9 protein-coding genes are annotated in these 12,680 nt (G+C 48.8%); 6 read left to right on the forward strand and 3 right to left on the reverse strand.

All coding sequences use genetic code 11. From position 1 onward, the window contains the following. Nucleotides 1-104 precede the first annotated feature (104 nt). Nucleotides 105-455, forward strand: coding sequence for a hypothetical protein (locus CHB59_RS01235; RefSeq protein ID WP_089374405.1), 351 nt, complete (start codon nt 105-107; stop codon nt 453-455). Nucleotides 456-525: 70 nt separating this feature from the next. On the opposite strand, the gene trhO is transcribed toward CHB59_RS01235, so the two are convergent. Then, nucleotides 526-1,497, reverse strand: coding sequence for an oxygen-dependent tRNA uridine(34) hydroxylase TrhO (gene trhO, locus CHB59_RS01240; protein ID WP_089374406.1), 972 nt, complete (start codon nt 1,495-1,497; stop codon nt 526-528). Nucleotides 1,498-1,736: 239 nt separating this feature from the next. Between trhO and CHB59_RS01245 the strand changes: the two genes are divergently transcribed. The 3 genes from CHB59_RS01245 (at nt 1,737) to CHB59_RS01255 (ending at nt 7,144) form a co-directional block, all read left to right on the forward strand. Continuing rightward, entirely contained in the window at nt 1,737-3,887 is a 2,151-nt protein-coding gene (locus CHB59_RS01245; protein ID WP_089374407.1) for a TonB-dependent receptor, read from the forward strand. Nucleotides 3,888-4,210: 323 nt separating this feature from the next. Beyond that, nucleotides 4,211-6,364 carry a TonB-dependent receptor gene (locus CHB59_RS01250; protein WP_179212026.1) on the forward strand — a complete coding sequence of 718 codons (2,154 nt, stop codon included), beginning with the start codon at nt 4,211-4,213 and terminating at the stop codon, nt 6,362-6,364. A 96-nt stretch (nt 6,365-6,460) separates the two neighbouring features. Beyond that, the gene (locus tag CHB59_RS01255; RefSeq protein WP_089374409.1) at nt 6,461-7,144 is read left to right on the forward strand and encodes a Fe2+-dependent dioxygenase; all 684 of its coding nucleotides are present in this window, start codon (nt 6,461-6,463) and stop codon (nt 7,142-7,144) included. Nucleotides 7,145-7,196: 52 nt separating this feature from the next. Here the strand turns inward: CHB59_RS01255 and CHB59_RS01260 are convergent, their stop codons facing one another. Together CHB59_RS01260 and pip are read right to left on the reverse strand one after the other, a co-directional pair. Further along, on the reverse strand, nt 7,197-8,483 hold the full coding sequence (locus tag CHB59_RS01260; RefSeq protein ID WP_089374410.1) for a YhjD/YihY/BrkB family envelope integrity protein: 1,287 nt from the start codon (nt 8,481-8,483) through the stop codon (nt 7,197-7,199). 16 nt (nt 8,484-8,499) lie between these two features. Beyond that, nucleotides 8,500-9,459: a prolyl aminopeptidase gene (gene pip / locus CHB59_RS01265; RefSeq protein ID WP_089374411.1), complete on the reverse strand. Its 960-nt coding sequence runs from the start codon at nt 9,457-9,459 to the stop codon at nt 8,500-8,502. A gap of 275 nt (nt 9,460-9,734) precedes the next feature. Between pip and CHB59_RS01270 the strand changes: the two genes are divergently transcribed. Further along, a complete protein-coding gene (locus CHB59_RS01270; RefSeq protein WP_089374412.1) occupies nt 9,735-11,612 on the forward strand; it encodes a methanol/ethanol family PQQ-dependent dehydrogenase in 1,878 nt (625 codons plus the stop codon). Nucleotides 11,613-11,745: 133 nt separating this feature from the next. After that, nucleotides 11,746-12,663 (forward strand): substrate-binding domain-containing protein, encoded by a 918-nt coding sequence (locus tag CHB59_RS01275; RefSeq protein ID WP_089374413.1) that lies wholly within the window; start codon nt 11,746-11,748, stop codon nt 12,661-12,663. Nucleotides 12,664-12,680: the final 17 nt, after the last annotated feature.

Genomic DNA, 12,680 nt, shown 5'->3' on the forward strand with positions numbered 1-12,680 from the left:
TGTTAATCAGCGAATGGTATGTTTTTATTGATGGTTGTGTCTAGTAGGATACGCACCATAACAAGACAGTAAAAATATAATTCATTACCTGGAGTAAGATAATCATGAAAAAGACGATAGCAGTAGTTTCGCTGGCATTGATCTCTAGCTGGGGTATCGCTGCGCAAGCAGAAGATCATCATGCTTTGTTTGACAATCAACAGTTGGCTGCTGCAAACATCAGCCCAGCTCGCCTGGCAACTGATGCACGTGTCAGTGAAACATCGGCAGTGATCGGACACAAGGAAGTGGTGCAGGCACGCAACAACCGCCCACACTCCAGACACCATTTTAATGTAAACCGTATTGATACCAGCGGTGTCAGTGCTGACCGGAATGCGGGCAAGCGGTTTGTTTACGTGACTCACCCCAAGCATCACTTCAAAGTGAAGCGTTATGTAGGAGGGGTCAAGTAAGCGCTGTGTGAGCTAAGCTGACGAAAGGGCAGATATTTGCAACTGTCTGCCCGGGAAATGCCCTCCAGGATCAGTCCTCGGAGGGTATTTTTTTGACTTTGGCCTGTTTGTGAATGGCGGAGTACTTGCGGGCGTTATCGCCAATATGTTCCTCTCCCCGCAGGCGCGCCAGTTCAATCTGTCTCTGGCGTTCTTCAATACTGGCGCGTTTTTCCGCAGATAACTTATCGTAACAGTGTGGGCAGGAGATGCCTTTGATGTATTGAGGAGAGGCCATGTCTTCTGCTGAGACTGGATGTCGACAGGCAAAGCACTGATCGTAATCCCCAACTTGCAATCCATGTTTCACGGCAACGCGCTGGTCGAATACAAAACACTCTCCCTCCCACAGGCTTTCTTCTTCCGGGACGGTTTCCAGATATTTCAGGATGCCTCCCTGCAAATGGTAAACCTCCTCAAAACCCTGTTCCAGCATATAGGAACTGGCTTTTTCACAGCGGATGCCACCTGTGCAGAACATGGCAACCTTCTTATTTTTTGCCGGGTCCAGATTGTTTTTTACATATTCAGGGAATTGGCGGAATGTCGTGGTTGCAGGATCAAGCGCCCCCTTGAATGTGCCGATGCTGTATTCATAGTCATTACGCGTATCAATCACGATCACGTCAGGGTCTGCAATCAAGGCATTCCAGTCTTCTGGTTTGACGTAAGTGCCTACTGTCTTGTTAGGGTCTACTCCTGGCACGCCCAGGGTCACGATTTCCTTTTTCAGGCGTACCTTCATGCGATAGAAGGGCATGTCGTCCGTGAATGACTCTTTATGCTCAATATCTGCCAGGCGCGCATCCTGACGCAGATAAGTCAGCAGCGTATCAATTCCCGCACGGCTGCCAGCCACGGTGCCATTAATACCTTCCTCAGCCAGCAGCAAAGTGCCTTTGATGTCTTGTGCATTGCACAGTGCCAATAGATCAGGTTGCAAGTCCTTGTAGTCGGGCAGGCTGGCGAATTTGTATAAAGCGGCAACAACAATCTGGGACACGGTAGAACTCTCGTAACAGGGTAGTGAAAATACAATCAATAGAGCAGGTTATATGCAATCTGCAGTTCAGGGCAATAGGGCCGAGGCGGCATATTGTAAATAAATTTCCATAAGTTTCATATGGTTATTCTGTCGTTTATTTGCAACAGTAATAAAGAGGAGACTTGAAATGATAACTTTTATCATTTATATTCCGGTTTTTGCATTTTTGTAATGAAACGTTATGGAGTTATTTTGAAATGAACAATTGTAAGTGTGATGTTGCGCTAAAGCCAGCCGCTGCGGCAGTTGCATTGCTGTTTGCCGGAGTCGCTGTCGCCGATGAGACGACAACCCTGCCTGAGTTGCAGGTCGAATCAAAAAAGGAAAATCCTTACAAGGTTGAAAAGTCGGCCAACCAGAAATTCACGGCACCGCTGAAAGACACTCCCAAATCAGTCACTATCATCAGTGAGAGCCTGATCCAGGATACTGGCTCCAACACTTTCCAGGATGCATTGCGGACTGCGCCAGGTATTACATTCGGTACTGGTGAAGGTGGCGGTCCTATTGGCGATCGTCCATTTATCCGAGGATTCGATGCGCAGAGCGCTATTTTTGTAGATGGTTTGCGTGATATCGGCGCCCAGCAGCGTGAAGTATTTGCCATTGAGCAGCTGGAAGTGCTCAAGGGGCCAAGTGGCGCTTTCGACGGTCGCGGCTCTGCTGGAGGTAGTATCAATGTGGTCACCAAGCGCGCCAAGGCAGGTAATTTCACTTCTGGTTCTATCGGTATCGGTACGGATAGCTATCGCCGCGCCACTTTCGATGGCAACTATATGATCGGTGACGATGCTGCCATCCGCTTGGTAGGTGTGGTACACGATGCTGATACTCCAGGCCGCGATGGCGTGGATGTGAAGCGCTGGGGCTTTATGCCGTCGCTGACGATTGGTTTGAACGGCCCGACATCTGCAACTGTAAGCTGGTATCACTTTGAGACTGATGATATGCCTGACCGCGGCCTGATGTACCGTGACAACTCAGGCAATACAAAGAGTCGTCCCATGGGCGTCAGCAAGGATAACTTCTACGGGCTGAAGGATCGTGATTACCACGAAACAACCGCTGATATCGGCACATTTGAATTCAAGCATGCTTTCAGTGACGACGTGACATTGCGCAATACCATGCGTTATGGCGAAACCAGGAATGAATATGTCGCAACACGCTCCCTGCCTAATGCAGCGAATGTGGCAGCTGATATTGCGCCTCGTAGCGGTCAGGCACGTAAAACCAAAACCACTTCCCTGATGAACCTGACAGACCTTTCTGTTGCTTTTGAGACAGGCTCCATCAAGCATACAGTGAATACCGGTTTTGAGATCAGCCGTGAAGAAACCGATAGCTATACTGCGACCTGGTTCGGTGATGGTGCAACTGGTCCAGATACCAGTCTCTCGAATCCAAATCCCAATGATCCGTGGAATGGTTATGTCTCATTCAGTAATGCGCCGAATAATACCTGGACCAGTCGCAGCAAGTCTGCCTATGTATTTGACAGCATTGAGTTGAATGACAAATGGCTGGTCAATGCTGGAGTGCGTTACGACCGCTTCGAGGTGGAAAATAATACTGCCAGGTCAGACCATAGTTTCTGGAATTACCAGTTGGGCGCTGTCTACAAGGTGCAGCCAAATGGCAGCATCTATGCTTCATATGGCACATCAAGTACACCTGTGGGGCTGGGGAATGGTGATGCGAACCATGAGAATGGTAACAACGGGATTGCGGATGATTTGAGCCCGGAACGTACCAAGAACTTTGAAGTGGGTACAAAATGGGATGTTCTTGATGGCTTGTCATTGACTGCTGCGGCATTTTATACGCAAAAATCCAATGCTCGCGTGCTGATGGCAACTGGTGCGTATGCCAATGCTGGTGAGTTTGACGTCAAGGGCATTGAGCTTGGTGCTGCTGGCAAGATTACAGACAAGTGGGATGTATTTGCGGGCTATACCCATTTAGATAGTGAGCAATCCAAAACTGGCGATGCATTTGGCGGCCATCGTGATCTGGGAGGTGCTGCGAATAAGGGTAAAGATATGCCGGGCGTAGCAAAAAACAGCGCGAGTGTATGGACTACCTACAAGGTATTGCCACAATTGACGGTCGGCGGTGGTGCATTCTATATGGATAAAGTGTATGCCGATCCAGGCAATATGCTTTATGTGCCTTCCTATGTCCGCTGGGATGCCATGGCGAATTACAAAATTGATGATCGCATCAGTTTGCAACTTAACTTGCAGAACCTGACAGACAAGCGTTACTTCAACCAGACCTACACGCGCCATTTTGCTACTGTGGCTCCAGGAAGACTGGCATTTGTGTCCTTGAATTTCAAGTTCTAGCATCTACTTTTGTAAGTCGGCTCTGCGGAATGACAAGATTTTGCAGAGCGATGGTACAAAATACTTTCAATGTTTGAAAAGTAACCCATGCCAGAGTGATCTGGCATGGGTTTTTTATTTTAATACAATGCATTGCGTATGTTTTTATGATCGATCGACCGTATTGTTTGTTGAGACTTCTTAATTGGATGCTGTTGTATCTATACAACACTATGCGGCTATTGATACAAAATAGAAACAATTTTTATTTGTATTAATAACATTTCTCATTTACATTCGCGTTCTTGGAACTTTGTGAGTTTAAGTAAAGGGGAATGTGCAAAATGAAAATAAGAAACTACGATGCTGCGATGAAGCCTGTGGCGACAGCAGTTGCCATGTTGTTTGCCGGATCTGCATATGCGGCAGATGAGGCAGTAACGTTACCTGAGCTGCAGATTCAATCGCAGAAGGAAAATCCTTATAAGGTTGAGAAATCTGCCAATCAGAAATTTACAGCACCACTGAAGGACACACCGAAAACCGTGACGGTGATTACAGAGGATGTGATCAAGGATAGTGGTTCGCTGACATTGCAGGACGCATTGCGAACAACACCTGGTATTACATTCGGGGTGGGTGAGGGAGGCTCTGGTGGTGCCATGTCTGATCGTCCATTTATCCGCGGATATGATGCGCAGGCTTCTATTTTTGTAGATGGTTTCCGTGATCTAGCTACGCAGAATCGTGAAGTATTTGCTATTGAGCGCGTTGAAGTCATCAAGGGGCCGGGTGGCGCATTTGATGGGCAGGGTTCTGCAGGTGGTAGCATCAATATCGTTACCAAAAAAGCCAAGGCAGATAATTTTACTGCCGGCTCTGTGGGTATCGGGACAGATAACTATCGACGTGTGACGTTTGATGGCAACTATATGTTAGGCGATGACGCAGCTATCCGCCTGGTCGGGATGACCCATGATGCCGATACTCCGGGGCGTGATGGCGTGGATGTCAAACGCTGGGGATTCATGCCATCGCTGACATTGGGGTTGAATGGACCTACCACTGCGACAATGAGTTGGTATCACATGGAGTCGGATGATACTCCGGACCGTGGTTTTCCATTCATGAACGGCAAGCCCATTCCTGCCAGCAAGGATCATTTCTTTGGATATACCAATCGCGATTATCAAGAGACCACAACAGATATTGGAACGCTTGAGCTGAAGCATACTTTTGATAACGATGTGACATTGAGGAATATCAGTCGCTATGGCATATCGGATAATGAATATGTCATGAGTTCGCCCAGGGTGACAACTTATCCAATGCTGTCTCGCACCAATCATGCGCGCAAAGTGAAAACGACCAGTGTGGCGAATACGACAGATGTTTCATTTGGTTTCGAAACGGCTGAAATCAAACACACTATGAATGTTGGTGTGACCATCAGCCGGGACGTGACATATCAATACAGGAATGTTGCGGTAGCCGGTGTGAACCCGGAAGTGGATGCCAATAATCCGAACAATACAGCACCGGCCGGCGTGGCAACGGTTAGTTTCCCGGACCACGATGCCAATAATAGGAGTACCAGCTTTAATCGCTCTATCTATGCGTTTGATACGATTGAGTTCAATGACCAATGGTTGTTGAATGCCGGCATACGCTATGACAAATTCGAAGCCAGGAGACATGTCAATATTGTAGATGGTGTAGAAGGTGTTGGAGAGTCAGATAATGGCTCCTTCAATTATCAGCTGGGGTTGGTGTACAAGGTGCAGCCTAATGGCAGTATTTATGCAACCTATGCTACTTCAACAGTTCCTATGGGCATTAGCAATGGTGCTGTTGGTCCAGATAACGGGTCAGATATCTCTGTAGCTACTCAGGATCTTGATCCAGAACGTGTCAAGAGCTTTGAAGTTGGTACCAAGTGGGATGTGTTGGATGGACTGGCATTGAACGCGGCTGTGTTCCATATCAAGCGTACCGATAGCCGGGTAACCAATGTCGACACCGGGCTTCTGGATAATATCGGTGAAACCAAGGTTCAAGGTCTTGAGCTTGGTGCTGCTGGTCGTTTGACAGACAAGTGGAATGTATTTGCTGGTTATACCTATCTGGATAGTGAGCAGGTAAAGACAGCCACTAATGCGACCGGACTAGCGGGCAAGGGTAAGTCATTGCCGACGGTGGCACGAAACAGCGCCAGCGTGTGGACTACGTATGAGTTGTTGCCTAAATTGACTGTAGGGGGCGGTGCATTCTATACGGATGAAATGTACGTGAATACGGCCAATACTCTGAAGGTGCCGTCTTATGTCCGTCTGGATGCGATGGCAACTTACAAGTTTGATGAGCGTATTAACTTGCAGCTGAATGTGCAGAACCTGACAGACAAGCGCTACTTCAGCAACGCAGGCTCTTCACATGGCGGTCTCGCGACAGTGGCAGCTGGCAGGTTTGCGTTCCTGTCATTGAACTTCAAGTTCTAAATTTCGTGTTGTAGTGTATATATCTTAATGCTTTAGCCCTATGGAGGTGTTAACCTCTATAGGGTTTTTTTACGTGTGGGCAGATAGGTAAGCGAGATGCTGATTGAAATTCCAAAAGTATTGACCAAAGAACAAGTGGCGCAGTGCCGGCAGTTGATGGATGCTGCGGAGTGGGTGGATGGAAATGTGACCTCGGGTAGCCAGTCCGCCCTGGCAAAAAATAATATGCAGTTGCCTGAGAACTCTGAGGTGGCGCGCCAGGTAGGAGACCTGATCCAGGATGCATTGGGCATGAGCCCGTTGTTTATTTCTGCAGCGTTGCCGCTCAAAGTGTTCCCTCCCTTGTTCAACCGGTATGAAGGGGGGCAGGCATTTGGTACGCATGTGGATAATGCGATCCGCCAGTTGCGCGGTACCAATTTCCGCATCCGCAGTGATTTATCGGCCACCCTGTTTTTTTCCGAGCCAGAAGAGTATGACGGTGGTGTGCTGACTATCGAGGATACGTTCGGCAAACAGGAAGTCAAACTGCCGGCAGGGCATATGGTGCTTTATCCTTCCAGCAGTCTGCATCATGTGACGCCTGTGACGCGAGGCGCACGCGTGTCTTCGTTCTTCTGGATGCAAAGCATGGTGCGCGATGATGCGCAGCGTACTTTGCTGTTCCAGCTGGATAACAGCATCCAGGCTATTGGAGCAGAGCGGGGTGGTAAGGACTCAGAAGTGATCCGACTAACTGGGGTATACCATAACCTGCTGCGGATGTGGGCGGACAGCTAGCGAGGGAAATATGATGAGTGAGCACTTAGTGGTGTGAGTGCTTGCTAGGCTATCAGGCGGTGCCATGCACATGATTGTGCAGCAAGCGGGTTGCCATTTGCTGGAGGAATTTCCTGGCGATTTGTGGCTCACTCATCAGCAGGGTTTCAATATTCTCGGCATTGATCACCACCACGCGTGCTTCATCCGATACCACCATTGCATCGGCTACCCTTGCCGTCTGCGTCAGTAACGCCATTTCCCCGAAATAGTCCCCGCCTTGCAGCTCACGCATGGCTTTACCGTGCAATACCAGCTGCACCTGACCTGAAACCAGATAGTACAGGTCGTGGCAATTGTCATCTGTCCTGAATACATATTCCCCTCGCTGGAAGGTTTTGCCATAACGCTCCATCAATTCTTCCAGGTAAATCGCCTTGTCATCTGGCATTTGATGAAACAAGCCACGCAGCAACAGCACATCCTTTTTACGCAGGATGGCAATCAAGGTGGTACCCAGCATGAATACAACAAAGGTGTAATACAGCCAGGCGATGGAAATGAACAAGTTCTTCATGCCGCCGAACACAGCCCCATAGGCGGGATTGATCGATAGGAACAGGCTGAAGGCTGGCCGCATCGCAAGCCAGAGGATGGCAGTGACAACTGCGCCTGTCACGATATGGGAAGGTTGCAGGCGCACCGGGAAGTAAACGCGGTAAAAAATGGCTGTCAGCAGCGTAGTGAGGACGATAGAAGTTGCCGAGTTGATATATCTTGCATGTGTCACATGTGGTTCCAGCACATGGATGACTTTTTCTATGCCCAGCCCCAGGATGGTGAACAGGAAAAACATGAGCAGGATGCCGAGTACCCCGAGAATATCCTTGAGCTGTCTGCGCATGAATGATGGCGTTTCCTTGATGCTCGCCATGGTGTAGAACGCTGAGCGCAAGGCTCCGGCAAGCGGGATTGCCAGCCAGAACATGGCAATAAAGCCGAAAACCCCCCATGCGGCCTTATGCTGTGATGCGTTGTAAACCTCGACCATAATGCGGTTGCTGAGGTTGGGCACCAGGTTGCTGACCAGGATGGCGAGTTTGACCGTGGCATAGTTGGAGGACACCACCAGATGGCTCAGGAGAAAAAACATGAGCACAATCAGCGGAATCAGGGCAAACATGGCATAGAACGACAGGGATGCGGATATGCCAAAGCCATTCTGGGCCTGGAAATTGCTGAGGGTCTCGCGCAGCACGAAAAAAGGCGTGCTGTAGCGTTGTCGCGCATAAACACGACGTGGTTTGCTGAGCGCCGGGTGGCTACCCAGGCGCTTGACCCTGGAAAAATTGATTGCCAAGAATGACTCCTGCAGTTTATTTCCTGATTTTATCAGAGTGCTTGAATTTTTCCGTGGCAGCAATCAGTGCGGAGCGAGTACCTGGCTCCATGCCGGAGTGGCCTGCATCAGGAATCATATGGAATTCTGCATGTGGCAGCGCAGCATGTAATTGATACGCTGTCAGTGGCGGGCATACCATGTCATAGCGGCCCTGCACAATGACCGTGGGAATATCTTGCAGGAGCCGGGATGCGGCGGCGAGCAAGTCACGATCTCCGACAAAACATTGGTGTTGTATATAGTGAATCTGCACTCTGGCGCGCGCCAGCTCAACTTTGGGATTGATTGATTGCTCGCTGACTGGCCCTGGCAGGAGTGTCATGATGCCTGATTCAAAGGCATTCCAGTGAATGGCTGCAGGTTCGCTGATGGCGGCATCATTAGAGAAGACGCGCTTGGCAAATGCATTGAGGGGATCGTGACGTTCAGACTCCGGCAGGTAGGCTAGCAGCGTCGCCCAGTTCTCCGGGAAGAAATGTTCTATATCCCGCAGGAACCAGTCCAGTTCACTGGTACGGCTCAGGAAAATGCCACGCAATATCATGCCAGTAACATGCTGCGGGTATGCCAGCGTGTAATTCAGTGCCAGTGTACTGCCCCATGAGCCACCAAACACCAGCCAGCGGTCGATGCCCAGATGGGTGCGCAAGCTATCCAGATCCTTGATCAGATGGTCAATGGTATTTTCCTGGATTTCACCCTGGGGCGTACTGCGGCCACAGCCGCGTTGATCCAGCAGGACAATGCGGTAATGTGCAGGGTCAAAAAAGCGGCGCTGTGCAGGATTGCAACCGCTTCCAGGCCCGCCGTGCAGGAATACGACAGGCTCGCCGTCGGGGTTGCCTGATTGTTCATAATAGATCGAATGAATGGGGGATACATTCAGCCAGTTCTGTTCATAAGGCTGGATTTCAGGAAAAAGCGTATGGGTCATGAGTGGATTTCTCTGTTGGTTTCGGGAATCAAGATGGTTGTCTATGGGAATTTATCTAATTAAGTTTAGGAATAATTAAATTGTAAGTAAAATGTAAATGGAGTATTGCAAAACATTTTTTCCTGAACTAATATGCAGTCTACTCGCTTTGGAAGTGAGTAAGAGACAAAGTCTCAACGGTGCTGCAGAACCCCATAATTATAAATGGGAGGTGGTGTACGTGGGGCTGGGTCTTGATTAAACCCTTAGTAGTATCACTATGGAGATTTATAAAAATGGAGATGAGCAAAATCAAGCTGGCGCTTGGTGTAGCATTCGGTATGTCCTTGGCTCTGCCAATGGTTGCATCTGCTGCTGCTGACCAAGAAGCTGCGATGAAGGATGCAAACAACTGGGTGCACCCACGTGGTCAACATAACAATCAGGGTTACAGCACTCTGAGCCAAATCAACAAGAGCAATGTCAAGAACGTTAAGGCTGCTTGGCAATTCGCTACTGGTGTGAACCGTGGTCATGAAGGTTCTCCAGTTGTTGTTGGTAACATGATGTATGTACATACAGCATTCCCTAACAACGTTTACGCTCTTGACCTCAACAACAACCAGAAGATTGTTTGGGCATATTTCCCTAAGCAAGACCCATCTGTACAAGCTGTTCTGTGCTGCGATAACGTTAGCCGCGGTCTGGGTTATGGCGATGGCAAGATCTTCCTGCAACAGAACGACGGTACTTTGGTTGCTCTGGATGCGAAGACTGGTGCCAAGGTTTGGGACGTTAAGGTTAACGATCCTAAGGTTGGCGCAACCAACACCAACGCTCCTCACGTGATCAAGGACAAAGTCCTGACAGGTTGTTCTGGTGCTGAGTTCGGTGTACGTTGCTTCCTGGCTGCCTACAGCCTGAAGGATGGTGCACTGGTATGGAAAGCATACAGCACAGGTCCTGACAGCGAAGTATTGATCGGCGCTGACTTCAACAAGGACAACCCACACTACAGCTCACTGTCTGTTTATGAAGACGTGAACGGTGGTAACAAAGAAGGCGGTTCCTTCAAGGCTCTGCCTAAGGACAAGCTGAAGTTCCCTGAAAAAGACCTGGGTGTGAAGACATGGTTGAAGCCACAAGCTGTTAAAGACGGCTGGCAACACGGCGGTGGCTCCACATGGGGTTGGTGGCCATATGACCAGAAGACTAATCTGGTTTACTACGGCACTGGTAACCCATCTGTTTGGAACCCAGACGTACGTCCAGGTGACAACAAGTGGTCCATGACAATCTTCGCTCGTGATCTGGATACTGGTATCGCCAAGTGGGGCTACCAAATGACTCCTCACGATGAGTGGGATTATGATGGGATTAACGAAGTGATCTTGTTCGAGAACAAGGGTAAGACCTACGCATGGCACCATGACCGCAACGGTTTTGCTTATACTTTTGACGCAAGCAATGGTTCTATCATCGCTGCAGAGAAGGTTCATCCATTCGTTAACTGGGCAACTGGTATTGATAAAACTACTGGTATTCCTTTGAAGGATGGTAAGTACTCTACTCACCAAGACTACAACGCCAAGGGTATCTGCCCTGCTGCGCTGGGTACCAAGGATCAACAGCCTGCTGCTTACTCCCCACGTACCGGTCTGGTCTACTCCCCACTTAACCACGTATGTATGACTTACGAGCCAGTTGAGTCCAAGTACATCGCTGGTCAACCATGGGTTGGTTCTACTCTGACCATGTTTGCTGGTCCTGATGGCGTAATGGGTGGCTTTGCTGCTTATGATCCAATGACCAACAAGAGCAAGTGGTACAACAAGGAGAAATTCTCTGCTTGGGGTGGTGTACTGGCTACAGCTTCTGACCTAGTGTTCTACGGTACTTTGGATCGTTGGTTCAAGGCTTTGGACGCACAAAGTGGTAAAGAACTGTGGAAGTTCCAAGTTGGTTCTGGTGTGATTGGTAATGCATTCACATACAGCCACAAGGGTAAGCAATATGTTGGCGTACTGTCCGGTATCGGTGGTTGGGCTGGCGTTGCGATGAACCTTGGCCTTGATAACGATACAGATGCACTGGGTGCAGCTGGTGGTTACAAGGAACTGAAAGAGTGGAACGCTGCTCCTGGCGGCGGTGCACTGAACATATTCAGCCTGTAATCGACTGTTAATACGGAAGATGCAAAGCTGACATTAAGTTAGTGCTCTCAAGCACCCTGCCTCAAGGCGGGGTGCTTTTTGTATTTGATAAGTAAATAGTTTGAAGGCTTATCAATTTGGAAGGAAGTAGGCAATGTTGAAAACACTGAAAAAGGTTTCACTAGTGCTAACGCTGGTGGGTATCAGCCAGCTGGCTGTTGCAGAAACTGCGACCAATACCTTAGAGGTTGATAGTGAGATAGGCCGTGGCGGTTTGCCGGTACGTGAAGACAACCCCAATGAATTAAAAGTCTGTGCAGATTTTGATAACTTGCCTTATTCCAATGGCAAGCAAGAAGGATTTGAGAACAAAATTGCCGAGTTGATTGCCAAGGATCTTGGCAAAACCCTGTCCTACCAGTTCTGGTATGACCGTATGGGGTTCATCAGAAATACATTGAATGCACGTCGTTGTGACGTGATTATTGGCACCGTTTCAGGTTATGACATGATGCTGACTTCCAAGCCTTATTACCGCTCTGGTTATGTATTTGTCTATCGCAAGGATAGCGGATATGACATTAAGGACTGGGATTCCCCGGATTTGCGTAAAGGTATTATTGGTGTGATTGGGCAGGCACCTCCATCACGTCCATTGAGTGACAAGGGCTTGCTGGGTAACTCCCGCCCTTATCGGATGCAGCGCGACCTGAATTTATCGCCAGGTTTCGTGATTGATGATCTGGTCAAAGGTGACATTGATGTTGCTATTCTGTGGGGGCCGATTGCAGGCTATTACGCCAAGAAAGCACCGATTCCACTAGTAGTCGTGCCTGCACCGGAGTATGAGCAGGAAAATGTACATGGCAAGGAATATTGGAATATTTCAGTGGGTGTACGCAAGCGCGACAAAGAGCGTATGGCAATGCTGCAAGAGGTGCTGGATCGACGTCATGATGACATCATAAAAATTCTTGATGAGTACGGTATTCCTCATGTGCCGGTTGTTCCCGATGATAATATCGAGAAAAAATCCAAAAACAGGGGTGATGCAATTCCCAAATTTGAATAGTAATTTTCATGTTACGA

The organism is Methylobacillus rhizosphaerae (genome assembly GCF_900187985.1).
In the GTDB taxonomy this organism is placed as follows: Bacteria; Pseudomonadota; Gammaproteobacteria; order Burkholderiales; family Methylophilaceae; genus Methylobacillus; species Methylobacillus rhizosphaerae.

Excerpts from the sequence above, each read along its gene's own strand:
- CHB59_RS01275 (WP_089374413.1), top strand. The coding sequence starts at position 11,746 with ATGTTGAAAACACTGAAAAAGGTTTCACTAGTGCTAACGCTGGTGGGT.
- CHB59_RS01270 (WP_089374412.1), top strand. The coding sequence starts at position 9,735 with ATGGAGATGAGCAAAATCAAGCTGGCGCTTGGTGTAGCATTCGGTATG.
- CHB59_RS01245 (WP_089374407.1), top strand. The coding sequence starts at position 1,737 with ATGAACAATTGTAAGTGTGATGTTGCGCTAAAGCCAGCCGCTGCGGCA.
- pip (WP_089374411.1), bottom strand. The coding sequence starts at position 9,459 with ATGACCCATACGCTTTTTCCTGAAATCCAGCCTTATGAACAGAACTGG.
- CHB59_RS01235 (WP_089374405.1), top strand. The coding sequence starts at position 105 with ATGAAAAAGACGATAGCAGTAGTTTCGCTGGCATTGATCTCTAGCTGG.
- CHB59_RS01255 (WP_089374409.1), top strand. The coding sequence starts at position 6,461 with ATGCTGATTGAAATTCCAAAAGTATTGACCAAAGAACAAGTGGCGCAG.
- CHB59_RS01250 (WP_179212026.1), top strand. The coding sequence starts at position 4,211 with ATGAAAATAAGAAACTACGATGCTGCGATGAAGCCTGTGGCGACAGCA.